This window comes from Rhodococcus sp. NPDC019647 (assembly GCF_044389235.1).
Classification (GTDB): Bacteria; Actinomycetota; Actinomycetes; order Mycobacteriales; family Mycobacteriaceae; genus Rhodococcus_F; species Rhodococcus_F oxybenzonivorans.
The window spans coordinates 48,093-70,096 of the sequence record NZ_JBIRXS010000021.1 but is presented as its reverse complement, the minus strand read 5'-3'; the positions used below and the strand labels follow the sequence as shown (position 1 = coordinate 70,096).

The following is a 22,004-nucleotide window of genomic DNA, read 5'->3' as shown; positions in this document are numbered from 1 at the left end:
TCCTCTTCCTTCAGCCGTTGCGGGCGATCTTCGAGGTGGTCGTGTGCTCACCCAGCAACACCCCGACACCGAGTCCTGCCGCGAACGCGGCATCTTGCATTCCGTAGGCGCGAACCAGCTTCAACATCGCGCGGGCGGACAAGGATTCGAGGATCGACGACGCATTCGGTACCTCCGACCCGGTGGCGCAGGTGATCGTCATCAGCGCTGAGTAACGCACCAGACCGGCACCGCGGACCTGTTCCTGGCGGGCCTGCTCGGTGGTCTCCACCCGCATTTCCGCCGCCGCCGACACCAGACCCGACTTCTGATTCACCGCGGCGCGGGCATCCTTGTGATCACGGTTGACCTGCTTGGTTGCATCCCCAGCCGAGAAGGGGCGGTAGATGAGCGCCAAACGCTTACGATCCAAGTCGTCGTGCGGCCGCAACAGCGGCTTGAGGACCTCGTCGGTGAACACCGACTCCGGCGGCGCCTTCATCTCGTACACGACCGAAACGACACCGTTGTGCCGGTAGTAATCCCACTTCGTCACGGCCGCAGCCGGACCGGCATCCTCCCAATCGATACCGTGAGACTCGTCCAGGATCTCGAGTTCCTCGAGCTCGCGCTCCGCGGACGGGTTGTAGCTGCGGTGCACGAACGCGACGATCTGCTCAGCAGACATCGGCGAGGCTTCGACACCGGCATTGAGCATGTCCTCGTACGCGGCGGGCAGGCGCCGCGCCAGCTCGGCCGCCATTTCCTCCGGCTCGGTGCGGCGTTCGCGCGTCGTCGCCTTGAACGTGATCGCCAAACGGCACAACGTCTGAGACCTACCCGAGGGGAACTCCACGGCGGCTTCGCGCTGAATCCGCGATGCGATCTCCGAGCGGGACTGCTTGATGGACTGCTCGACCTCGAGGCCCAACCGGTATCCCGTGGCCGGAATCGATTCGACGATCGCCACCGCCGCGACGATGTCACCGGGCAGGCCCAGACCGGCGAGATAGGCGCCCCAGTCGGCGGTCATCAAGTCCTTTTCCGGCGTCGTCAACGCTTCGTCGCCGCCGGGCCAGCATTCGAGGACCACCGTGTACTCGGCACCGCGGCGCCGGTAGATCATCCCGAACGGGTTTCCCAACCGGTCGACGCCGACGTGCAGCGTCGTCGATGCCAGCAGGCCGGGAAGGCGGAAGCGGCCCCCCGGAATCCGCGAATGCGGACCGGACCGGTACACGGTCGACCCCGTTGCCGCACGCTTCCACCACTGAATCTTCAACTGCATCACCTCGTACATAGAGCGGTGACCCCACCGGATCACCAAGGGGGCGATCACTACCGCGAACACCGCGGCCAGGATGAAACCTTTGAGAACATCTCCTGAGCTCACGCCCACAATCAGGGAGGTCAGGAAGCCGACGGCGGCGAACGAGGTCGCCCAAATCGACAAACCGAAAATGCCCGTGCGACGGGGAACCGAGCCCGACCCGTACAGCGGACGTTCATTCGTCCGCTCGGCCACGGCGCTCATCGGGTCGTATCCGTGGTGCCAGTTGCTGCACCGACCACCCGATCGGCAAGCGGGTCGAGTGCGCGAGCGTCCCGACCGATCGTGATCGGTGTCCCGACCGGCAGCTCCGTCAAGCGCGTGTACCGCTTCGGAGGAACCATCCAGCGGCGCTCGGCGTACACCGTTGTCCACATCAGAAACGCGATGACCACTGCCGATTCCCACACGGGCACGGCAACCAGATGACTGGGTTCGCCGGCAAGCTGCGCCAGAATCGCGCACGCCAGCAATACCGCGAACACCTCCCGAACCAGGCGGCGTGGGGGTCGGGCCAACGAGCTTGTGACGGTCATATCCTGCCGCTGCGAGAGGCGGATCGACACCGCAGTGAAGACGGCCGCCAGTAGTGCGGCGATCCATGCGGTCCACAATGCGGAGCTTGCCGCCACGCTGCTCGACCCGATCGCTTCCGCCGCCCGCATCACGGCGTCGCAGGCATCGACGATGCTCAGCAGCGTCGGATGCGACGTACCGGCCTCGGAGATGTCGCCGCGGACCGTGCCGAGGGCGGCCCACCGAGAAAACCCGAGCACGAACGTCAGGAGGGCCACGTGAGCGGCGAACAAGACGACGGGGCGAAGGGTCCACCACATCTCCCGGATGAACCCGCCCACCGAGGAATATTTTGCGCTCATCAAGGCTGCGGACAGGGAATCGATTCGGGTTGCCAGCGACGATCGGGCAGAGGCCTCGGTACTCATCAGAACTCGCTTTCTGAGAAGGAAAAGGAGAAGGATCGGCGAAACAGGGTGAAAGAACCCTTATCTCGGAATGTGACCGTGGTAATTGCCGACAGCGCCGCCAGCGATGTTCGCCGCTGCTGCCGCGCCTTGGCTCGCCGCTTGACCGGCAACCGCAGCGCCGCGGCCGAGCGCTCCCGCCGCGGACGCGGCCGTTCGTGTGCCGGCGCCGACAGCTCCGGCGACACCGGAACCCACGCGGCCGAGGGAACGACCTGCCGCTGCTGCGGAGCTGCGAGCACCCGGCGCACCACCGGACGACTTCCCGCTACTGAATCGGCCGCCGTACGACGACGCCGCACCGGAGGCGGGAGAACCCTTACCGCCGCCACCGCCGGTCGATCCGCCGCCGGCTCCCCCAGCGCGAACACCACCGGATCCGCCCCGGGTCCCCAGTGCGGCCGCACTGCCGAGCACCGCGCCGGTTGCACCGGCCATCGCCGCGGCCTGCTGCGCTCCGCCGCCACCACCTGCGCCGACAGGTCCAACAGCCGCCATGAGCGAGGGCAGCGACAAACCTGCCACTGCCAGCAGAACCGAGCCGATCACCGCAGCGGAGGCGACGTTCGATGACGAAGCCCAGAAGGCGAACACGTAGAACAGCGACGCGACCGGCTTGAACAGCAACGCCGCGACGACGAAGCCCATCATCGTTGCCCAACTCTGACGGCCCGTTCCGGTCGCCGACTGCGCCGCCGCTACCGGAGCCAAACCGACAACAATCGCCAGCACAGCCTCACGGACGAGCAATGCGATCAATTGCGAGACGGACCCGAGTAACCCGAGACCAGTGAGCACCAGGGCCAGAACTGGTCCCAGACCCGTCTTCTCGTCGATCCACGCAATGGCCGTGACCTTGGCACCCAGGTCTCCGCCCGATGCCTGCTGAAGGACCCAGGTGGAGAACACGTCACCGGTGAGATGAAAGATGATGACGAGCGTGGGGAGCAGACCGGCCGCGAAGATGGTCCGAGTCAGCATTTTCGCGGTTTCGTCCGCACCCTCCGCGACGGCCTGCTGCCGGGCGATCGCCAACTTCGCGGCCGCGACGATCATGCCGACGACGAACGCCACCAGTTGGATCTCCCAGGTGATGTTCCGGATACCGGTCATCGCATCACCACCGGTCAGCCCGGGAATCGGGACGGACATCCAAAAGGTCATGACCGTGGAGAATGCGGCGATGTTGCCTTCCATCACCGCTTTGGCGAACTTGCCCACCGGGTCGTCCCAGAAGGTCGATGCGGCCGAGGACAATGCGGTGGAGAACGCGGCACCCGGATGATCCGTCGATGCCTTGTCCAGGCAGAACGCCTCGCTCAACAGGCCCCCGGTAGCGTCGTCGAGCCATCCTGAGGGTCCACCCATGTGGTCCTCTTCCAGGCACTCCCGCCGCGCTTGTTGGAACTCGTTGCCCTGCGCTCCGGTGTCGTCCGGCAAGTTCAGTGTCGGGCCTTCCGATGGAGGGGGAACGCTCGGCCGGTCCTGGGCCGCAGCGACACCGACGCTGCTCAACGAGAAGAACAGCAACGCAGCAACTGCCGCGACGATCCGCTTCACAGTGACCACCGGGTCCAGGTGCCGTCCAACCCGGAATAGGTCTGACCGGCGGAGATCGACTCGCGGTTGAACTGTGCTCGCCAGTCCCCATCGCGCCAGAGCAGGTTCGTTCGGATGCCCTTCCAGATCGGGGAAGGCAAGGCACCGTTCTCGTCGACGGTGCGCTTCATGCCCCACTCGACCGAGACGAAGTCCGGGTCACAGCTCAGTACCCGGAACGCATCCGGGGCCTGCAACGATTGGAGGTTCTTCGGGTCGGCGCCCTCGCGATCGGGATTGTCGAGCAGCGCGTCGAGTTCCGGGCTCGGGACACTCATCTGACGAATCGAATCGACGCTCACCTGTCCGCCGACGTACGAGCGTGCGATCACGTTCCACCCCGCCAGCGCCGCACCCTGCGGAGTCCTCGAGTATCCGGAGATCACGTTTCCGTCCAATGTCGTCGGGCCATCGGTTTCGGAGAACAAGGTCGCGACATTGAAGGTGCGTTGAATCATCACTCCACCAGGTGAAGTGGTGGGCTGATCTGTCGAGCACTCAGTGCGCGGCCCGGGGTCGCGCTGCGGAAGGATCATTCCCGCAGGATTGTTCGGAATCATCACTTTCCGACCGGCCAGATCGGTGGTGGGGTCCCCGAATCCGGTTGCCCCGTTGTTGCCCTGCGCTGAAGGCTCGGGGCTCCGCGGGGCGGCTACCGGTGGTGTGGATTCGGTGGCGTCACTGCCGGCGAACCAGGCGAACGCGGCCGCGACGAGTACGACGACCAGAGCGAACGCCCCGCCGATCATCCATTTCTGTTTGGCGTTCATCAGCTCTTCTCCTCGATGAGGGTGTAGCCGTCGAGGCTGTGGGCCTCGCGGGCATCGACGTTCTCTGCGGCCGTGGGAAGGACCAGCCGCCAGTCCCCGATCCACTGCAAGGCGACCGGGTACACAAAGCGGGCCGGCGGGGAACCGATTTCCTGCACGACGTCGACAGCGGCGGCGGCGGAATCACCGGGCGTGTACTCGGTGACCTTGAAGGCGATGAACTTCGGTGCCTGCGCGGCTGGGACCGGGCCGGTGACCGAGACCAGCGCCCGGTTCGCCGCGAATTCGTCGCGGCCAGGGCCAGGGGCGGTGACAACCGAGACCATCTGTCCCCAGCTCGTATCCGGGGTGAGCGCCAGGTACGCCTGTCCGCGGATCGCGGCCAGGGCAGCGCCTTGCGGGGTATTGGAGTAGCCGGAGGGAATCGTGGAGGTGGTCTTCGGGCCGTCCTCCGGTGAGCGAGGCAGCCGAACACCGTTGTAGTTTTCCCAGCTCAGATGGGCCGGCGCGGTGGTGGTGTCCACCGGCGGCACGACGGGGTCGGACGTATCCGGGTCCGATCCACATCCCGCAGAGGCGGCGAGCACGGTCGCCGCCAGGACGAGCGCGGCAACCGAGCGGCGACCGATAGTGCGCATGGTTTTCTCTTCTCTTCTCAGACGATGAGTCGATTGGCGATGGCGGCGGCAGAGCCGACGAGGACCGCGCAGCCGCAGATCCGGAACAGGGTTTTGTCTTCGAGGATTTGGCTGGTGGTCACACGCTGGTAGGCGAGCATCGCACCGAAGGTGACGAGGGCCGCGATGCACGCGACGATGCCGATCCAGCTCACATACCGCACCACCAGCATCAACGGCTCCCACGCTTCGGTGGGGAGCCGTTGCCGATCGGCAGGAGGCTGGCCGATCAGCACCGCTGTGCTCATCACGGTCAGCTGGCGAGTTGATTGATGACGGCAGGGGCGAGACCGATGACGACCGCGCCGATCATCGCGCCGACGATCTTGCTTTTGCCGTCGCCGTCGCGGGCGCCGCTGCGCTCCATAGCGAGCATCACCCCGCCGATGACCAGGCCGGCGATCGCGAGGACGACGCCACCCCATTTGACCCAGGAGAGCAGCATGAGGAACTTGTCGACGCCGGGCGGCGGCTGCGGGGGCTCGGTGCCGATTTGTGCCAAAACATCAACGCTGGCAGCGTGATACCCGACCTGTACGGAACTGAGGACTGCAACCATGAGAGTGCCTTTCTTTCGGAGAGGGGTGAACTTGAAAGGGGTGAAAATTTCAGGGGGCTTGACGGGTCGCAGCGAGGCGGGCGGCGTCGAATATCTCCGCCCCGACCTCGACGAGTTTGGGGTCCGGGTATTCGGTCGGGTCTGCGCGCCGCAGCTTCGAACCTGGCGGCGGTGCGGGATCGTTCGGTGACCACACCGGCATCTGCTTGTAGGTCAAGGTGCGGTAGTGCGGTAGGTACGGCAGGCGCCAGACCCGCGGGGCCGCCGATTCGACGACGTCGAGCTGGCGGCGCAGCGTGGCGGGCAGCTTTCCGGGGGCATCGGGCACGCTGACCAGTCCCAGCAGGGCGCAGCCGCCGGTCAATCCGGCGATTGACTGCAAGAGCAGGTCGTGAGCACTCTGCAATCCCTCACGGTGCGTGCGGGCGACGACGACCACACTGCGATAGCGATCCGCGGCCGGCCATCCCATCCGGGAGTCACCGGCAGGTGCCCAGGTACGCGTCAACGTCGCCACACCGGCGGCGGTGTCGTGCGCGCCGAGAAGCCAGAACGCCGGCCTGGGAGTTGTCGTCGCGATCGCCGCATCCCACACCGGAGCCCTCGATTCGGTTGGTGGAATCCGCAGTCCAGCGGGAACGACGACCCGACCGGTCACGCTGCCGGGGTCGTTGCCGGGATCACCCTCACGGGAGAGCGGTGAAGCCATCTTCGTGTCCTTCCATCAACGGGGGTGCCACCACCACCGCGAACCACTGGCCGGGGGAGAGGGACACCCGGGGGTGCCCCTCACCTGCGGCTCAGTTGATTCCGGCTGGGGTCGGTGTCGCGGTGACTGTCGCGGAACTCGGCGAACTGGTTGCGAGGCTGCTCGGCGAGGTGGAGGTCGTTGACGGCCTCGTCGACGATGTCGAACCCGCAGTGGCGCTGGTTCCGAGGATTTCCGATGCCGAACGGCTCTGCTGTCCGATCGCTGCCAGCAGTGGCCCGGACTGATCGGGTGTCGTCGACCCGGTACGGCGGACCTGGTCACCGGTCAGATCGTGGGCGAGCGCGACGATCCATTCCGTCACCAACTCCACCGGGGTCTGGCCACCGGTTCCCACGGGGACCGTGGTGTAGCTTCCGTGCTTGGCGATGGTGTCCCAGTAGGCGGTGTCGGTCGCCATCTTCGCCAGACCCTTGTTGTCCGCGATGCCGGACTTGACCTCGTTGAATGCGAGGGTGACGGCCTTGTCGACCGTGGCCGGCGGGACGAGCTTGACGGTCGCGGTGAGGATCTTGGCACCCAGCACACCGATCGCCGCCTGCGGCCCAGCCACCCCGGCCGCCGCGATCTGTGCGATGGACTGCGGCGTGAGGACATCCTTGGCCACGGTGACGGCCGCGGCGATGCCCATACCGGCGATCTTCGTCACCGCCGACACCGCTTCGCTGATGCCGTCCGCCCGCTTGGACGGATCACTGTAGGCGACCATTCGATTGAGGACCGTGGTGCCCGAGTCCTTGACAGTGAAAACGCCTGCCTTGGAATCGAAGTTGATGTTGTCGTTGACGACAGAGGCCCCGGTGTAGATCACCGACTGTCCTAACGCGGCACCCACACTGGTCAAGATCGCCACCGGGTCCTGCGTGTTCATGTTGGACTGACCGGCGATATTGGCCACCATGCGCGCCAACGGGGCGTCGGCAGGGGTATCGCAGGCAAGATCACCCGGCGTGCAGAACGAGGCAACCCGATCCGCGACCTGGCCGAAGGACCTCTCCCCCGTCGTCTCCGGAGCGATACCTCCACCGGCCGGGGTTTGTATCGCAGAAACCTCGACCGATTCGACCGAATCACCCTTGGCTCCGGGTGCGGCCGCAGGAGCTGTCTGCGACGACGACGCGAAGACCGGCGCACCTGCAGGGCGAGTCGGGTCCGAGAACAATGCTGCGCCGGCGAACCTGTCCGCCGAGATAGGCCCCTCACCGGCACCGATCTCACGGACAAGCGCCGAGGCTACTTGTCCGCCCTGGCTGTACCCGCCGATGAAGACCTGGGTGTCCGGGCACTTGCTCGCCAAATCAGTGAGCATCGCCGCAGCATTGGTGATTCCCATCTGCACGGACTGCTCGTAGGTGTCCGTGGACTGATCACCAGGTTTGCCACCGAAACTCGCCGAGTAGTTCACGTACGAGCGATCGATCACATTCTTGCTGCCGTTGTCGCCGTTCGCCGCCAGCAGGGCCGGGATCGCGACTTGAGAGAAGAAACCACCGTCCTGATCAGTCGGCGCAGTCGGTGAGGAATCGGTGGTCCCGTTGACCAACAGCAGATGCAACGGTGTGCATCCCGAATCTGTTGCTGACGCAGAAACCGGGGTCGTGGTCGTCGGTGAGGATGGAGTCGACGTCGCAGGCTGCGCTCCTGCGGCGCCGGTCCCTGCCATAGCGACCAGCATCAGCGCCGTAGATGCGGCCGCGGCCGCGCGCAGAAGAGTCGGTGAATGAATGTGCATATCTTTACTGCCCCTCTCGAGGATTGATGGCAACAATTCGGGCACCGGAACCGTCCGGATTCGTCACGGGCTACTCCCCTGTCCTGACCGTGATCGCTGTGATCAGCGCCCCGCCGTTCGGTCCCGGCGTAGTCGCCACGTTCTGCGGGTAGTGGGCTGAGGCACCGCCGGGTGGGCGCACGAACAGATCGACCACGTACGCACCGCCCCCGCGCGCCGACGCGAGTAGGCAGTGCTCGGTGCCCGGTGCGAGGGTGGCGAGCGCTTCGGTCATCTGCTCGACCGTTCCCACGACCGCGCCCTCCGCCACGAACGAGCGGGCCTTGGCGGCATCGCGGTCGACGTAGTACGCGGCCTGGAACCTCGCGATCGCCGCTTCGCCGGCATCCGGGGACGACCCATCGATCGGCTCTCCCCCGGTGAAGCCGAAACACCACGGGCGAACTCCGTCGGCCGCTGCCTGCGCCGGAAATGATGTGACTGCTACCGTCGGGCTCGCGGTGATCACCGCACTGATCGGCAGAGGGTTATCGGGGGCTGAGAATGCGGCCACCGCGGTCGCAGCGACACCGGCGAGGACAGCGACGGCCGCCGTCATCGATCCGCCGACCGACACCGCGGTGCGGTGACGAGACAACCATGACCGGCCTGTTTCGTCCGCGGGCTTCGCTGCGGTATCCGCCGGGTGCTGTTCCACCACCCATGAATCCGGTCCCACGCCGTCAGCGGCAGGGTCCGATGGCCACCGCTTCCCCATGGTCGAATCAGTGTCGCTCCCCACCGAGCCGCCCTGCTGGTGCGGCATGGGTTCAGTCTCGGGTCGGGCGCCGAGAATCGGGCTGGTCACCTCGAACCAGTCGTCTTCCTCCGCGTTCGCATCCTCGAGCCCGTTGCCGCCTTCTACGACGGAGAATGCCGTCCTGCCGACCCCGTCCGCGGGGTCGGCAGGAGCATCATCGGTGTTCCCGGAATCCGGCGACGGCGGCGCGGTGAACCAGTCTTCGATGGCACTCTCGTCCAAACGGTTGTCTCCATCGAATCGCGAATCCACCATCGGTCCATCTCCTGTTCGGTGTTCGTCGTCGGATTCCGGTCACCCGGGCACGCCCGAAGCGGGGTGCCGGTTCCTACTGCTGTGATCAGGCGTTCAGGCCGGCGACCACGGCGCCGGCGAACGCTGATGCTTGCTCGATCACTGGTGCGGCCGCGGCCGCCGCGTTCGCACCGGCCTGGTCCGCCGCGGCGACGACCTGGCCGCCGCCCTGCTGTGCCAGCGCCGCGCCACGCACCTGCGTGAGCGTCGAGTTCACCTGCGGTGCTGCCTGCTCGACGTACGCCGGCGCCGTTTCCGTGAAATCGCGTGCCTGCTCGACAACCTCTGCACCAGCGGGGAACTGTTCAACCTGCTCGACCACCGCCACCGTCTGTGCGGTGACAGCGCTGGTATCGATCACCGGTGGTATCCACAGCGGAGCAGGTGCGGCCGGAGCTGCCTCGACGGCAGGGACCGCCGGTGCCGGTTCCTCGATCGTGAGGTCCTGGCCACCGAAGACCGTGGCACCGACCAAAGCGCCCGCGGCACCACCCACCCCGGCACCGACCGCGGCCGCGGGCAGCCCTATCACGGCCGCGCCCACACCAGCGCCGATCGCCGCACCCGCACCCACACCCCAACCGCCGGTCGGGGCGGTCACAGCGGCACCGATACCGGCACCCATCAGCGCACCGCCGCCCGCTCCGACAACCGCGGCGGGCCCGCCCAAAGCGGCGAGTCCGATACCCGCACCGAGTAACCCGCCGCCGATCGCACCGCCGGTGACCCGATCGGCCTGCGGTGCGTCGACACCAGCGTTGATCAGGGCGTTACCCGCGTCGGCCTGCACGGCGGCGATCGTGTTCGTGATCCGATCCCGGTCCGCGTCCGGCATCCACCGCGGCTGCTGGATCAACCCGGCACCGGTGAAGATGTACCCCTCGGGTGCATCGACCGGAGCGATGACCTTCCGCTTCACCATCGGAACCGGTGGCGCAGCCGGGGCCGCTTCGGGCGCGGCCGGTGGTTCAGTCCACTGTGCACCCGGATTCCCGTAGTACTGCTCCTGATAGGGAGCAGGCTCGTAGTAGGCCTGCGGATACGTCGGCTCCGTGTAGATCGGTGCCTCGACATACTGATTCCCGTTCTGGAAATCCTCGTAAGACCGGCCCGGAGAAGCTGCAACCTCCGGAGAGGGCTGATACCCGGCCAGATACTCGCGCTGCGGCGCCGGAGCCGATGCCGGTGCGGGTGTCGACACACCCGGCTGCGACTGCTCACTACTCACACCAGGCTGAGCCTGCTCCACCGACACACCCGGCTGAGCGTCCGGTTCTGCCTGAGCAACGCCGCCCAACGTCAAAGCGATAACCACCGGAATAGTTCCCGCGACCGTCACTCGCTCCATGCGGTGACGGTGGCGGCCGCCATATCTGTTATGCGTCATCTTGTTTCCTTCTCTTTCGGTGGTGCAACCACCATTGGGCTGCTAGGAGAACGAGGACGGGTACTACGGCCCTGCCCATCTCGAGGGACGAGCTGCTACAGACCCCAGGCAGACAGGCTCCGGAGCCACATCGTGATCCGCCATCAGTCGATCTCCTTCTCATTAACGTGCCGCCGCTTGTACGTGATAACGACGCGGGGTCGAGCCGGTCTCGCAGTGGAAATAGGGCCGCAGGGCTGTGTCGATAGGGACAACCCCTGCGTCAAGTTACCCCACAGAAGCAACGTTTGGTATATTTACAAGCATCATATAGGCATCATACGGGTGTCGAATGGCTTCTTCGGCGGGTGGTTCCTTCTGGGGCCGGGTCCGCATTTACTGTGAATGCATGCCCAACCACCGTGAGCTCGAGAAATTCGGCGCTGTCGTCGCTGCACGGAGAAGGTGGTTGGGTCTGACTCGGGACCAGGTACACGCAGCTGGCGGTCCCGCCGACACGACCCTGGCGCGAATCGAGAATCCGACCTCGAAAACGGCCCCGCCAAGGGCTCGGACCCTGCGGCGGTTAGACGAGGGGCTGAGGTGGGCCCCCGGTAGCGCGGCCCGAACACTGGCGGGTGGCGAACCTGATCCACTCGATACCGAGTCAGCAGAGAACTCAGAACTCTCTGCGCCGGCAAATCCGCTCAATTTCAGCAAGCTTGAGATTTCCGTCGAACTCGTACGAGGACTGCTGACCACGTCCGATGTCGTCTACGACGTCCTTACCCGCCAGGATCTGCCAGCATCCTGTTTGCCGACCGCCGAGAAGGCCGCCGACGAACTGGCTAGCATCATCCGAAAACTCAGTGCCGCCTACGCGACAGAGGTTCTCGAACGCGCTGGAGGGCCAGGTCGCGTGCTTACTCCAGCTGTCGAAATGGCCTACCGTGAGCACCTCTCCAGCTCAGTGCAGAGCGCTGACCCCGAGGTAGCAGAGGAACAGCTCTACCGCCGTTGGCTCGCAGGCAAGGAACAAGACCTCGACGAGGTCACCCGCGACGCGTTCCATCAGCGCTGGAATGCCAAGCAGCGAGTACTACAAGCAAGAAAGAGCTGAAAAACCATGAGCAAATATCGTGAAATCCCGTTGTTTCAACGCCTCGATCTGTTGTTCGTCCTGTGGTGCAAGAGCGCGGACTCCCCGGCACCGTACGCAGATATTGCCGCAGAAGTGTCGCGACGTACCGGCATGGCGTTGACCGCCGACGAGGTCGAAGACATTCGCATCGGGCACCGCTTACCTGATCCCGCAGTGGCAATCGCTATCGCGGAAGCGCTCGGCTGGGATGAACCCGTCTACCTTTCCGATGAACCGGCGCAGTACGTCGAGTACTTCAACAATCTCGAGACCTTGCTAGTGCAGCGTGACACGAAGACGGTCCTAGTCGGGGGCTTCCGTTCGTCTACCGAGGATCTCAGTCCGGAAGCGCGAGACGAACTCCACGAGCTACTTGGCGAGATCGAGGCCGCCGAAGATGGCCGCCGAACAACCAAGTAGACGACGAGGGAATCGTGAACGAACTTGCTGGCGAGGACGAAGATAAAGAGATCGCCGAACGTGCGGTCGCCAGGATGCCTATGCAGCGGCCGTGGTCACTCGACCGGCTCATCGCGGAACTGAGCCTGCAACGTGGTCGGCCTATCGTCATTGCTCCACTCCAGCGCAAGCCGAAGCTGAGCGGGGAAGTGTCGGGACTGTGGGTTCCACGCGAAGACCGTGACCTCGTCTTTTACCGTGCTGGGGCAACGGGAATGCAACGCAACGCAATCATCTGTCATGAGCTGGGCCACATCGTACTCAGCCATGGTCGTCTCAGCCGTGAGGCCGTCGCGCGATACAATTCGCGTCTCAACTGTCGTCTGCCGCGAGAGATGATCACGCGATTCTCGACTCCTCTGTGCCTGATGAGATCCCAATACCAAGAGCCGGTCGAGCGGCAAGCCGAATGGTTCAGTCGGATTCTCCTGGAGAAGGGGTCGGAGTTGACTGCGCCTCTGGTACCAGAGGATGCATCACCTCGGCATCGTCGGATGCTCGAACGTGCTGCGCGTGCCTTCGGATGGGACCAATGACGATCCTTATCACTGCCGTGATCTCGCTAGCGGTGCTCGCCGTCGCTTCCTACCGGATTGTCGTCGATGGTGCCGCAACTCGAACTCGTGGCCCTCTGGCGGGACTGTCCAATCCTGTGACTCAGCTCCTCCTGTGCCTCGGGTTCGCCAAACTCTGTCGGGTACCCGTGATCACGGACGACATCATCAATCCACGACTCCGCGACTTCACAGGCGTCGCCAACATCATGTCTCTGGTTGGTATGACGTGGGCGGCGTTGATTGCCATTCCCTTAATGGGTATCGCTGCCTACATCACAGGCGGCGTGCAATTCTCGGCACGGCTGCAGATGCTCCAGGCCGGCCTCATCGTCGGCGTGATGACCATCGCCTTTCTGTATTCGCCGATGGCCGACCAGCCCACCTCCTACATGACCAGCGATTTTCCCGTCACCGGCTCGGTGCTGTTGTACTGGTTGGCGTTCCTTCTACCGATTCTCACATCGTGTGGTGTGACCGCCTACCACTGTGCGGTATCCCTGTTCCTCGTACGTAGAGGACTACTGGCCCGCGCCCTGGGCGCATTGTTCTGCGCAGCAGCGGTCGGGATTCTCTACTGCTCTCACAAGGGGGTCGACCTGTTCTTGCAGTATTCGGGGATCGACAACGCATACTCGCATAACGCCAAGGCCATATCGCTGGTACTTGTGCTCGCGGCGCTGGCATTCGCGGCATTGGCCGCCGGCATCTACGCCGGCGCCCCACTGCCCCAGCGACTCCAGCGCTACCGCCTCTTGCGCAAATACGGCCGCGACTGGCTCACAGCACGGGCAAACACCCCAGTAGTTGTCTTGGACCGCTCACACGAGCTGAAATACACCCGCTGGGCTTGCTGGGCGGCCGCGAGAACACCGACCGCCGCATTCCATCTCCAGGTAGAGCTCGCAGATGCCTCGGATCTAGCTCCCAAGCAACCCGTCACGGCAATCGCGACGCAATGAGCCAGGCAACCTCATGCCCTGGCTGTTCGAGGTACGGGACCTCCCTGCCAAGGGCCTGAGCGAAGCCTTTTATCGATACGGATTCGGTCACCCAACTCCATTCGGCCAGCCAATCACCGGGATCGGCCACTACGGATTTAAAGCCGTAGCCTCCTTGTTCAGTGCGCGCCGCCATCTCCTTGGACTGCGCCTCTTCAAGCGAACCGACTCCGAAATGGACGGCCAGTAGACGACTTCCGGAAGCGGAGAGCTGCGTGAGCTGTTTCATGATCTGGGCGTTCTGCTCAGTCGTGAAGTAGATGAAGACTCCCTCTACGACCCATGCAGTCGGCAGCTTTGCATCAAATCCCGCAGCGACCAGATGTGTCCCCCAATCATCGGCGAGGAGATCAGCTGCGACGTCAATGACCGGAAAAGCAGCGCCGATCGGCTTCGTGGGCGCTGAATCGAGCGCGCGCCGCTTGAAACTGAAGAGGTGCGGGAGATCCAGCTCGTAAGCCGATTCCACCCCCGGCAGGACGAGCCTTCGGGCGCGGGTGTCCAGGCCCGCGCCAAGCACGACTAGCTGCTTGACCGCACCCGAGGCAGCGGCCTCGCGCAGCGCGTCGTCCAGGAATTTCGTACGCGTGACGACCGACTGATAGACCCGCGACGCTGTCACGTCACTGAGACCGATTGACCCGATCGGCAACCCCGAAGCATCGACGAAATGCGCTGCTAAGGGGTCGGAAAAAAGGCGGTCATCACGTCCGGTCTCCAGAGCACGGAAGTGCGCGACAGCCACTGCCGTTGCGCTGATGTCGCCTTCGCTTTGGATCTCTTCGCTCATGCCCCGGTTCTACCGCATGCCGGCCCGAAGACAGGAGCGGGGATGGCGGAACCGTTATGATGCTCATATGTTGCATGTATGTTGCCAATGGTGATGATCGTATGAATTGCGTTGCTTACGGCGTGTCGTCCATCTTGAAGAGATTTTAGGCACCACAATGTCTGGCATGGCACAACCATCGACACGCCGCATAGGACGGCCAAGCAAGGGAGAACGCACACGGCTCGTTACTCGCGTGCCGGTGGAGCTCAAAGCGGCAGTGCACAGGGCCGCTCGTGAGCACGATATGACCGAAAACGACTATGTCTCCGCCATCTTGGCTGCGGAAATTGGTCTCACGGACTTAGTTGCACCAATCCAACAGGAGGTCTTGCCACGGACAGCGTGAACCGCTAGGTGGACGCGGGGCTGACCCGCGACTCAAAACTTCAACCGCAAGTGACAATCGAAAAACCCCCGGCGGGCAAGCCGAGGGTATTCGAGGTCTGAGAAACGAGTGGCCGCTCGGTTCTCTGCGGTTTTCAAATGTTCCCCGAAGGGACTGTCGTGGTAGACAGCACCCAGGGTATCACTGCATGCCCTGATGAGGTTTCCATTCATGCGCGTGTCTCAACTAACGAGCACACGCATGCTGATCTATATCAAACATTTGCGCATCAATGGTCGCCTCGCCGGACCGTCCGGGTCGACCCATCGCGCACACACGAGTACCGCGCAAGCATGGTGGTGCCGCAGCAGGCGCCTGACTATCCATGGGCGATCTATCTCGCAAGCTCGGTGGACCACCGCTTTCGGCTTCTCGCGTTCGACTTCGACTCTGCCCGTCTTGGCGCCGATCAGGCTCGTAGCGATTCGGACCGCTTCGCCGCACACCTCGACAGCCTCGGTGTCCATTACCTGCGAGCGCATTCCGGCCCGGCGGGCGGCCAACATATCTGGCTCCGCCTGAGCGAGGACGGCGCCGATTCGGCTGATGTCCGCGAACTGGCCCGCGTACTCAAACAGCACTACGCCACCTTCGACAGATCACCCCTGGAAAACCCTGGTTCGGGGGTTGTGCGGCCTCCAGGCGCACCCCATCGCAACGGAGGACGGTCCGTCCCTCACCTGGCCGGTGTCGAGCTGCACCAGGCTCTCAACCGCGTCAGCCGCGGAACGACGCCGGAAGTCGTCACCTGGCTTCTAGCGCGCCACCCCCACACCCCACCCATACCGAGGCCGACAGCCGCGACCTCGGCGACGGTGCGCGCCACACCGATCCGCATCGGTGACCCGGAGACAAACCCTCACCTCGACCGCCCACGCCGTCTGCTGTCTGCCGCCACCCAGGAGCTCCTCTCCACCGCACCCGGTAAGCGTGCCGATCGAAGCGCCATCACACACAGCATCTTTCTGGGGATGGCATGTGCGGGCCATACCCTCAGCGATGCCCGCACCGCGGCCGCATCCGCGCCCGGACTTGTCCGCCTTCGGGAAGACCGCGACAACGGCCGCGACGACGTCGCCCGTCAATGGGGCCGAGCCCTACAGCGCGCCGCCACCTTCTCCTACCTCCCCGATCGCACTCTCCCGCAGGAACCGCTCGACGAAGATCTCGACACGATCGAACGGGCCCTCACTGTCCACGCAGCGCGATTCGCTCAACCCGGTGGCGAGAGCGACGAGCGGATCCTCTACGCCCTGATCTCCTTCGCCCGTACAGCCCGTACTCGCACCCTGGACATCGACTGTCGCCGTCTTGCGCAGAGGGCGGGCCTCGCGGCGTCGACGATCTCACGGCGCCTACGTGTGCTTGCTCAGACCGGGTGGGTCACGCGGACTTCCGCTGCGGCCGGCACCAGAGCAGCCAGCTGGACTCTCAATCTTCCCCCGACAGGTTGGGAAGATGCAGCTGCAACACAAGGGAACCCGCCCCCGCTTACGGAACCCGGTCTTACAGTTCTGGCTCACCACACACACGACCTCTGGTCCCCCCGGCCCGGTCTCGGTGCTGCCGCTGCTCGTATCCACTGGGCGCTCCTCGGTGGAGCACGGACTACTCAGCAGGTCACGAGTGCGACGGGCTACTCCCCTGTGACCGTGGAAAAGACCCTACGGCGATTCAGTCGTCTCCAGCTGATTGGATCGAGTTCGCGGGGTGCGGACAGAGTGCTGAGGCGGCTTCATGGGGCCGCGCAGGAGCTAGGCGTGGCCGACGTGTCAGCTAACAGACGGGAGCGGCACATCATCGATCGGGAGCTGTTCGAATGGTGGAACGACGAACTAGCGTGGCGACGGCGGAAGGGCAAGAAGCGCGGACTCAAACGTCACTCTGAAGTCGCAACAACCCTCGCGCTGCCGATCGGCGGACCAGCCAGGATCAAGTACGGAAGATTTCCCACAAAATCCAGCGGCCGGGCCGACTACCGGACCGCACGTGACATCGTCCGTAGCTGTCTTGCACCGGCGGAAGGTGCTGTGGCGTGACTGCAATCGCACATTATCGCAGGCAATTCGTCACTGTGACGAACTATCCACCGGTGGCGGGCTACCTTATCGCCCGCGGTACCCTCCCCGACGCAGTACGCCCGCACGAGCAGAATGATGTACCACTGGCCGCGACCACCGTCGCAAATCCGCGATCAAGAAAGGTCCCACTGAACGTGGTTATTACCCTCGACCAGCCCTACACCGGTCACGTCTCACCTGGATCGAACCCCCAAGTGCGCCTCATCCCCGGCGGCCGCATCATCAAGATGTCCGTCGCGGCCGGGGACAACAACGTCTACCTCATCGAGTGCACCGCGACCGGGCAAGCGCTACTCATCGACGCCGCGAACGAACCTGAACGCGTCACAGCGCTCGTAAAGCAGGAAGCACCCGAGCTTCGCCTGGTCGTCACCACTCACCAGCACATCGACCACTGGTGGGCGCTCAAGGATGTCGTCGCGGCTACCGGCACCCTCACTGCAGCGCACCCACTCGATGCCGACGCCCTGCCCGTCACTCCAGACCGTCTTCTCGTGGACGGTGACACGATCACGATTGGTACTCTCACCTTCGAGGTCATTCATCTCCGCGGGCACACTCCCGGGTCCCTCGCTCTCGCCCTTACCGAACCCGACGGTGGGCGAACCCATCTCTTCACCGGCGATTCTCTCTTCCCCGGCGGTATCGGGAAGACTGCGGAGCCCGAGAACTTTGCCACCCTCATCGCCGACGTGGAAACAAAGATTTTCGACCGATACCCAGAGAGCACTGTCGTCTACCCCGGCCACGGCGACGACACCACCCTCGGCGTAGATCGGCCACACCTCGCCGAATGGCGCGAGCGAGGCTGGTAGCCGAGTTCCAAAGTGAGAACCACAATCCGGAATCGTGCGGTTCCATCGCGATAGACTCCCAACGGTTCTACAAGACCTGAAGCTCGATGGGCTTCCTGGGGTGTCCATCCATCCATCCATCCGGGCGAGCCGGAAATGACCGGCCCTATCCGAGAACTGGTGCCCTCACCGTCGAAACGATGAGGGCACCAGCCGTATTTGCCGCCGCGTCTCGAACGGGTCGGTGGAATCCAGCTTCCCCGAACGTGCTTTAGGTGTGGAACCGAATGCGGCCGGAAAAGGGCCGCGGGTGACTGCTTGGCCCTGTTCGGGCATCGTTGTCGACGGCGAGGACTCCGTAGAGGGAGACTGACGGACGCCGGCCGGCGTTCTTGCCGGCATAGTGAAGGTCAGCTTCTTCACGATGCCGGGCATGGAGGTGCCCTTCGCGCGTAGCGCAGTCGATCGGCTATTGACGCCCTCATGGAATCGGACTGGCCAGGTGCGGGGGTTGCCGATCGTTCGGCTTGTTAGTTGTCGATCTACGTCATCTCGATCGAATCCGAGTAGGTGCCCTAGGTGTTCATCTCGTCGTTGTGGAACACGTTGGTGTCGTGGACCTCGCACTTGGCTGAGCACAGTTTGCGTCAGCCCTGATGTCGCTGACCTGCCATTTATGAGATCAAAAGATGTTTTGGCAACTGCTCTTATCTCGCATCATCTTCCTTGAGATGTGCTTTAGGTAGCGAATATGAGCGAAAGTTTCTCTATATAACCGCATGTCATTACCCGTTAAGTGATATTGGGCTGCATACGATTCCACTATCTACCAGCACGACACCAAAGGTACGATGCTATAAGCTAATATTAGCTTATATAAGCTCCCATATGGGAATGGAAGGGAGGGGCATGACGATCACTGCGATCGCGAACCTCAAGGGCGGCGTGGGAAAGACAACGGTGGCCAATGGGCTCTCGCACGCCGCCGCCGCGATAGGCCGCACAGTTCTGCTAGTCGACGCGGACATGCAGGGCAACTCAACCAAGCACCTCACCGGTTACACGACATCCGAGCCCGCACCACACTCGCTAGCCGACGTACTCGACCGTCAGACGGATCTACCGGCCCGCGACGCGATCGTCGTGGCGCGGCGTGAAGCGATTCATGTCCTGCCATCCGGGTTCGCCGAATTGCAGGCTGTCTCAGATCAGCTCGGCACAAAGCCTGGGGGAGAGATGTCGTTCGCTCGCGCTCTCAAGCCAGTCTCGGGCGAGTACGAGCACATCCTGATCGACTGCCGTCCCGCGATTGACCTTGTCTCTCGGAGCGCCCTGTACGCCGCGGATAACGTACTGATCGTCGTTCAGCCGGAATCGGATGCCGTCGACGGGCTTGATTCGATTCGCGAGGCCCTCGAAGACCTGGCCGAGTACATGGACAAAGTCCTCCCGATAGCTGGGATCGTCATCAACAAGATCGACGGACGCCGTAACGATCACGCCGAGATCGTCAGCTATCTAAAGAACTACGCGGTTGAGGACCAGATTGCGCTCCTCGGCGACCCGATCCCGCAGAAGGCAGACATATCGAAATTGACCAACGTTGGAATGGGCTTCGATGAGCATCCCAGCCAGCCGGCGTGGTCCCGCAACCTCCATAAGAACTTCATCGAAATCCTGGAGAAGGTGGCCCTCTGATGAGCGCAATTCCCAAACCTGCCCCGCCCGCACCTCGCAGTGCACGCAACACTTTCAAGCAAGCCGCCGCGAAGACGACGGCAACGCCAGAGCCTGTTGCACCCGAGCCAGCCGCAACGTCGTCAGTCACGCCCGCAACGACCGCCCCGCGTGCAACGCCGACCGCAACGCCGCAACAGCGCAAGGCGTCGGCGCCGGCGCCGGCGAGGCAGCCAACGGAGAGAAAGCGGAAGGCTCAGACCACCGACATTCTGCTATCGCTGGAGGAAGAGTTGAAGGACCGCATGGTTGCAGCCCTCGAGCACACTCGCCCCCGTACCGGGATCAAGAGTCAGCAGGTGTTCATCCGCACCGCGATCGACCAGCTTTGCGCCAGACTCGAAAATCAGTACAACAACGGCGAACCCTTTCCCGCGCCCGCCGACGAAATCGCCATATAACCCCTACAGCCCATATGGGGTGAAATAGCCCATATGGGCGAAAGGTGCATTGCACCGAGCAGATATGCGTCCTACCAGCAGAAAGAATTGCTTAGCAGCGCGACGCGAGCGCGGTCAGCGAATGGCCGCAACGAAGAGAGACCCCTGCCGAGTGGGTCGGCAGGGGCCTCGTCGACCGGGACCCCGTGGAAGGAAAACCCGATCATGACTGACCTTAATCTCCGAGCAGCACGAATCCAGCTCCGATCCCTGATTGCAGCCCTCGCCGTTGCGATCGCCATTGCGGTGGGGATCACCTCTGGTGCATTCGTTTTGTCCTTTGCGGTGCAACGCGACCTCGCATTGCAGGCCGGTGTCCCGCAATACCTCACCTGGATCTTTCCCTCCATCGTCGACGGCGCAATCCTCGGCGCAACGATCGCGACCGTTGCGCTGAGCAAGATCAACGGAAGTGCAGCGGGGAAGAAGTTCTTCCTGACGCTGGCTGTCAGCGTGGTCCTCATCAGCGTCTACGGCAACGCCTACCACGCGCACCGGGCCGGTGAAGACGCTGCACGGAAACTCGCCGCTGGTATCGACCTGGGCTACACCCCCCTCACACCGACCGGCGCCGCTCTCCTCGCGATCATTCCGCCGCTGCTGGTTCTGGCCTTCACGCACGGCGTCGGCATTCTCATCAAGTCCATCGGGACCGCCTACGCCGAGTACAACGCCCTCATGCAGGCTGCAAGCGTCAGGGCTGAGGTGGGGCGCAACGAACTCAGCAACGTGCTCGAGGAGCAAGGTATCGAGGTGAACCACCAAGCATGGGAGGCGTTCCGACGCTTTCAGGCCAACCCTGTTGCGCCCGACGTTGCGTCGGCATCCGACGTTGCGACGGGGCCGGTTGCTGAGGCCGGCGATCCGGCACCGCGAGGGACCGCAGCTGGCGACGCGTCGGTGCCGCTTGAAGACCAGACGGACACCACGCCAGCCACTGTTGCGGTGGGTGCCGAACCGCTCGTTGCGGATGCACCCAGCGTTGCCGCCGTTGCAGACCTGGGGGAGCGGTTGGTTGCCCGCAATGCGCCCTCCGAGGCGTCACCGGAGGTCAACGTGTTGCCCGACGGGGAACAGACCATCGAGAACCTCCTGGACTTCATCGACGCCTGCGACGACTTCGACCCGACAGTCAAGGAAACCGCCCGCCTCCGGATCACCGAGAATCTCAGCTACGCGGAAATCGCAACGATTACCCACGCCAAGGCGGCTTCCACCGCAATGCGCCGATACGACAAGGTCGCGCAACGCGCTGTACAGGCGGGGTTCCGCACCCCGCCGCTGCCCGAGGTCGACGACGCAACCGACAGCCGCAATGCGGCAACGACAGGTCAGCAGTACGCACTGGTCGGTGCCCGGTGATGTCCGACCCCAGGCTGGGGGAGTGACGACCAGTTCGCGCTTTTCGACCTGACCGCCGACAACCGGTCCGAGGACAACCCCTCGACAGATCCGTTGCGGCAACAACGTCCACCGAGTCCGACGTTGCGGTGCAACATCCACACGTTGCGGCCGCACAGGAAAGTCGCCGTTGCACTCCCCGTGCAGCGCAACGAACCCAGCACCATTGGGAGGCGTGCCTGATCGGATCGTGGGGCGGGCGGCGGGTCAACGGGCGGCACTATGGGACCACGAATCTGGCTGGCAGCGCCCCGATAGGCTGTCCCGAGAAATGAGGGAGAGGACAGTGCCGATGCGCGAGCGATCGTCAGTCTTCCGGGGT

The 22,004-nt window shown here is 63.9% G+C and carries 20 protein-coding genes; 8 read left to right on the top strand and 12 right to left on the bottom strand.

Annotation, left to right across the window (positions count from 1 at the left end; translation table 11 throughout):
* Positions 1-10: 10 nt before the first annotated feature.
* The 11 genes from ACH49N_RS27835 to ACH49N_RS27785 form a co-directional block, all read right to left on the bottom strand.
* On the bottom strand, positions 11-1,513 hold the full coding sequence (locus tag ACH49N_RS27835; protein WP_358275820.1) for an SCO6880 family protein: 1,503 nt from the start codon (positions 1,511-1,513) through the stop codon (positions 11-13).
* Complete coding sequence (locus ACH49N_RS27830; protein ID WP_358275818.1) at positions 1,510-2,253, bottom strand: hypothetical protein; 744 nt, start codon at positions 2,251-2,253, stop codon at positions 1,510-1,512. The genes ACH49N_RS27835 and ACH49N_RS27830 overlap by 4 nt, the downstream gene beginning before the upstream one ends.
* 60 nt (positions 2,254-2,313) lie before the next feature.
* Complete coding sequence (locus tag ACH49N_RS27825; RefSeq protein ID WP_358275817.1) at positions 2,314-3,852, bottom strand: hypothetical protein; 1,539 nt, start codon at positions 3,850-3,852, stop codon at positions 2,314-2,316.
* Entirely contained in the window at positions 3,849-4,661 is an 813-nt protein-coding gene (locus tag ACH49N_RS27820) for a hypothetical protein (protein WP_358275815.1), read from the bottom strand. The genes ACH49N_RS27825 and ACH49N_RS27820 overlap by 4 nt, the downstream gene beginning before the upstream one ends.
* On the bottom strand, positions 4,661-5,299 hold the full coding sequence (locus ACH49N_RS27815) for a hypothetical protein (protein ID WP_358275813.1): 639 nt from the start codon (positions 5,297-5,299) through the stop codon (positions 4,661-4,663). The genes ACH49N_RS27820 and ACH49N_RS27815 overlap by 1 nt, the downstream gene beginning before the upstream one ends.
* A 17-nt stretch (positions 5,300-5,316) precedes the next feature.
* Positions 5,317-5,586 (bottom strand): hypothetical protein, encoded by a 270-nt coding sequence (locus tag ACH49N_RS27810; protein ID WP_358275811.1) that lies wholly within the window; start codon positions 5,584-5,586, stop codon positions 5,317-5,319.
* Positions 5,587-5,591: 5 nt separating this feature from the next.
* A complete protein-coding gene (locus ACH49N_RS27805) occupies positions 5,592-5,897 on the bottom strand; it encodes a hypothetical protein (protein WP_358275810.1) in 306 nt (101 codons plus the stop codon).
* A gap of 49 nt (positions 5,898-5,946) precedes the next feature.
* Positions 5,947-6,606 (bottom strand): hypothetical protein, encoded by a 660-nt coding sequence (locus tag ACH49N_RS27800; RefSeq protein ID WP_358275808.1) that lies wholly within the window; start codon positions 6,604-6,606, stop codon positions 5,947-5,949.
* Positions 6,607-6,697: 91 nt separating this feature from the next.
* Positions 6,698-8,398, bottom strand: a complete 1,701-nt coding sequence (locus tag ACH49N_RS27795; RefSeq protein ID WP_358275806.1) for a cutinase family protein — start codon at positions 8,396-8,398, stop codon at positions 6,698-6,700.
* 70 nt (positions 8,399-8,468) lie between these two features.
* Entirely contained in the window at positions 8,469-9,452 is a 984-nt protein-coding gene (locus tag ACH49N_RS27790; protein WP_358275804.1) for a hypothetical protein, read from the bottom strand.
* A gap of 85 nt (positions 9,453-9,537) precedes the next feature.
* Positions 9,538-10,878 (bottom strand): hypothetical protein, encoded by a 1,341-nt coding sequence (locus tag ACH49N_RS27785; RefSeq protein ID WP_397504805.1) that lies wholly within the window; start codon positions 10,876-10,878, stop codon positions 9,538-9,540.
* Between the two features lie 388 nt (positions 10,879-11,266).
* Between ACH49N_RS27785 and ACH49N_RS27780 the strand changes: the two genes are divergently transcribed.
* From ACH49N_RS27780 to ACH49N_RS27770, 3 genes are all read left to right on the top strand, one after another.
* On the top strand, positions 11,267-11,977 hold the full coding sequence (locus ACH49N_RS27780) for a helix-turn-helix domain-containing protein (protein WP_159928230.1): 711 nt from the start codon (positions 11,267-11,269) through the stop codon (positions 11,975-11,977).
* Positions 11,978-11,983: 6 nt separating this feature from the next.
* Complete coding sequence (locus ACH49N_RS27775) at positions 11,984-12,418, top strand: hypothetical protein (protein ID WP_358275800.1); 435 nt, start codon at positions 11,984-11,986, stop codon at positions 12,416-12,418.
* A 571-nt stretch (positions 12,419-12,989) separates the two neighbouring features.
* Positions 12,990-13,973, top strand: a complete 984-nt coding sequence (locus ACH49N_RS27770) for a hypothetical protein (RefSeq protein ID WP_358275799.1) — start codon at positions 12,990-12,992, stop codon at positions 13,971-13,973.
* Here the strand turns inward: ACH49N_RS27770 and ACH49N_RS27765 are convergent.
* Positions 13,951-14,802: an SAM-dependent methyltransferase gene (locus ACH49N_RS27765; protein ID WP_159928222.1), complete on the bottom strand. Its 852-nt coding sequence runs from the start codon at positions 14,800-14,802 to the stop codon at positions 13,951-13,953. The two genes, ACH49N_RS27770 and ACH49N_RS27765, sit on opposite strands and share 23 nt — an antisense overlap.
* 720 nt (positions 14,803-15,522) lie before the next feature.
* Here ACH49N_RS27765 and ACH49N_RS27760 point away from each other — a divergent pair.
* The 5 genes from ACH49N_RS27760 (at position 15,523) to ACH49N_RS27740 (ending at position 21,643) form a co-directional block, all read left to right on the top strand.
* Positions 15,523-17,268 (top strand): winged helix-turn-helix domain-containing protein, encoded by a 1,746-nt coding sequence (locus tag ACH49N_RS27760; RefSeq protein ID WP_358275797.1) that lies wholly within the window; start codon positions 15,523-15,525, stop codon positions 17,266-17,268.
* Positions 17,269-17,444: 176 nt separating this feature from the next.
* Positions 17,445-18,125 carry an MBL fold metallo-hydrolase gene (locus ACH49N_RS27755; RefSeq protein ID WP_358275915.1) on the top strand — a complete coding sequence of 227 codons (681 nt, stop codon included), beginning with the start codon at positions 17,445-17,447 and terminating at the stop codon, positions 18,123-18,125.
* An 888-nt stretch (positions 18,126-19,013) separates the two neighbouring features.
* Positions 19,014-19,802: a ParA family protein gene (locus ACH49N_RS27750; protein ID WP_159928218.1), complete on the top strand. Its 789-nt coding sequence runs from the start codon at positions 19,014-19,016 to the stop codon at positions 19,800-19,802.
* Positions 19,802-20,242, top strand: a complete 441-nt coding sequence (locus ACH49N_RS27745; protein ID WP_358275796.1) for a hypothetical protein — start codon at positions 19,802-19,804, stop codon at positions 20,240-20,242. The genes ACH49N_RS27750 and ACH49N_RS27745 overlap by 1 nt, the downstream gene beginning before the upstream one ends.
* 204 nt (positions 20,243-20,446) lie before the next feature.
* Positions 20,447-21,643, top strand: coding sequence for a DUF2637 domain-containing protein (locus ACH49N_RS27740; RefSeq protein ID WP_358275794.1), 1,197 nt, complete (start codon positions 20,447-20,449; stop codon positions 21,641-21,643).
* Positions 21,644-22,004: the final 361 nt, after the last annotated feature.

Excerpts from the sequence above, each read along its gene's own strand:
- ACH49N_RS27835 (WP_358275820.1), bottom strand. The coding sequence starts at position 1,513 with ATGAGCGCCGTGGCCGAGCGGACGAATGAACGTCCGCTGTACGGGTCG.
- ACH49N_RS27830 (WP_358275818.1), bottom strand. The coding sequence starts at position 2,253 with ATGAGTACCGAGGCCTCTGCCCGATCGTCGCTGGCAACCCGAATCGAT.
- ACH49N_RS27820 (WP_358275815.1), bottom strand. The coding sequence starts at position 4,661 with ATGAACGCCAAACAGAAATGGATGATCGGCGGGGCGTTCGCTCTGGTC.
- ACH49N_RS27815 (WP_358275813.1), bottom strand. The coding sequence starts at position 5,299 with ATGCGCACTATCGGTCGCCGCTCGGTTGCCGCGCTCGTCCTGGCGGCG.
- ACH49N_RS27810 (WP_358275811.1), bottom strand. The coding sequence starts at position 5,586 with ATGAGCACAGCGGTGCTGATCGGCCAGCCTCCTGCCGATCGGCAACGG.
- ACH49N_RS27805 (WP_358275810.1), bottom strand. The coding sequence starts at position 5,897 with ATGGTTGCAGTCCTCAGTTCCGTACAGGTCGGGTATCACGCTGCCAGC.
- ACH49N_RS27800 (WP_358275808.1), bottom strand. The coding sequence starts at position 6,606 with ATGGCTTCACCGCTCTCCCGTGAGGGTGATCCCGGCAACGACCCCGGC.
- ACH49N_RS27795 (WP_358275806.1), bottom strand. The coding sequence starts at position 8,398 with ATGCACATTCATTCACCGACTCTTCTGCGCGCGGCCGCGGCCGCATCT.
- ACH49N_RS27790 (WP_358275804.1), bottom strand. The coding sequence starts at position 9,452 with ATGGTGGATTCGCGATTCGATGGAGACAACCGTTTGGACGAGAGTGCC.
- ACH49N_RS27785 (WP_397504805.1), bottom strand. The coding sequence starts at position 10,878 with ATGACGCATAACAGATATGGCGGCCGCCACCGTCACCGCATGGAGCGA.
- ACH49N_RS27780 (WP_159928230.1), top strand. The coding sequence starts at position 11,267 with ATGCCCAACCACCGTGAGCTCGAGAAATTCGGCGCTGTCGTCGCTGCA.
- ACH49N_RS27775 (WP_358275800.1), top strand. The coding sequence starts at position 11,984 with ATGAGCAAATATCGTGAAATCCCGTTGTTTCAACGCCTCGATCTGTTG.
- ACH49N_RS27770 (WP_358275799.1), top strand. The coding sequence starts at position 12,990 with ATGACGATCCTTATCACTGCCGTGATCTCGCTAGCGGTGCTCGCCGTC.
- ACH49N_RS27765 (WP_159928222.1), bottom strand. The coding sequence starts at position 14,802 with ATGAGCGAAGAGATCCAAAGCGAAGGCGACATCAGCGCAACGGCAGTG.
- ACH49N_RS27760 (WP_358275797.1), top strand. The coding sequence starts at position 15,523 with ATGGTGGTGCCGCAGCAGGCGCCTGACTATCCATGGGCGATCTATCTC.
- ACH49N_RS27750 (WP_159928218.1), top strand. The coding sequence starts at position 19,014 with ATGACGATCACTGCGATCGCGAACCTCAAGGGCGGCGTGGGAAAGACA.
- ACH49N_RS27745 (WP_358275796.1), top strand. The coding sequence starts at position 19,802 with ATGAGCGCAATTCCCAAACCTGCCCCGCCCGCACCTCGCAGTGCACGC.
- ACH49N_RS27740 (WP_358275794.1), top strand. The coding sequence starts at position 20,447 with ATGACTGACCTTAATCTCCGAGCAGCACGAATCCAGCTCCGATCCCTG.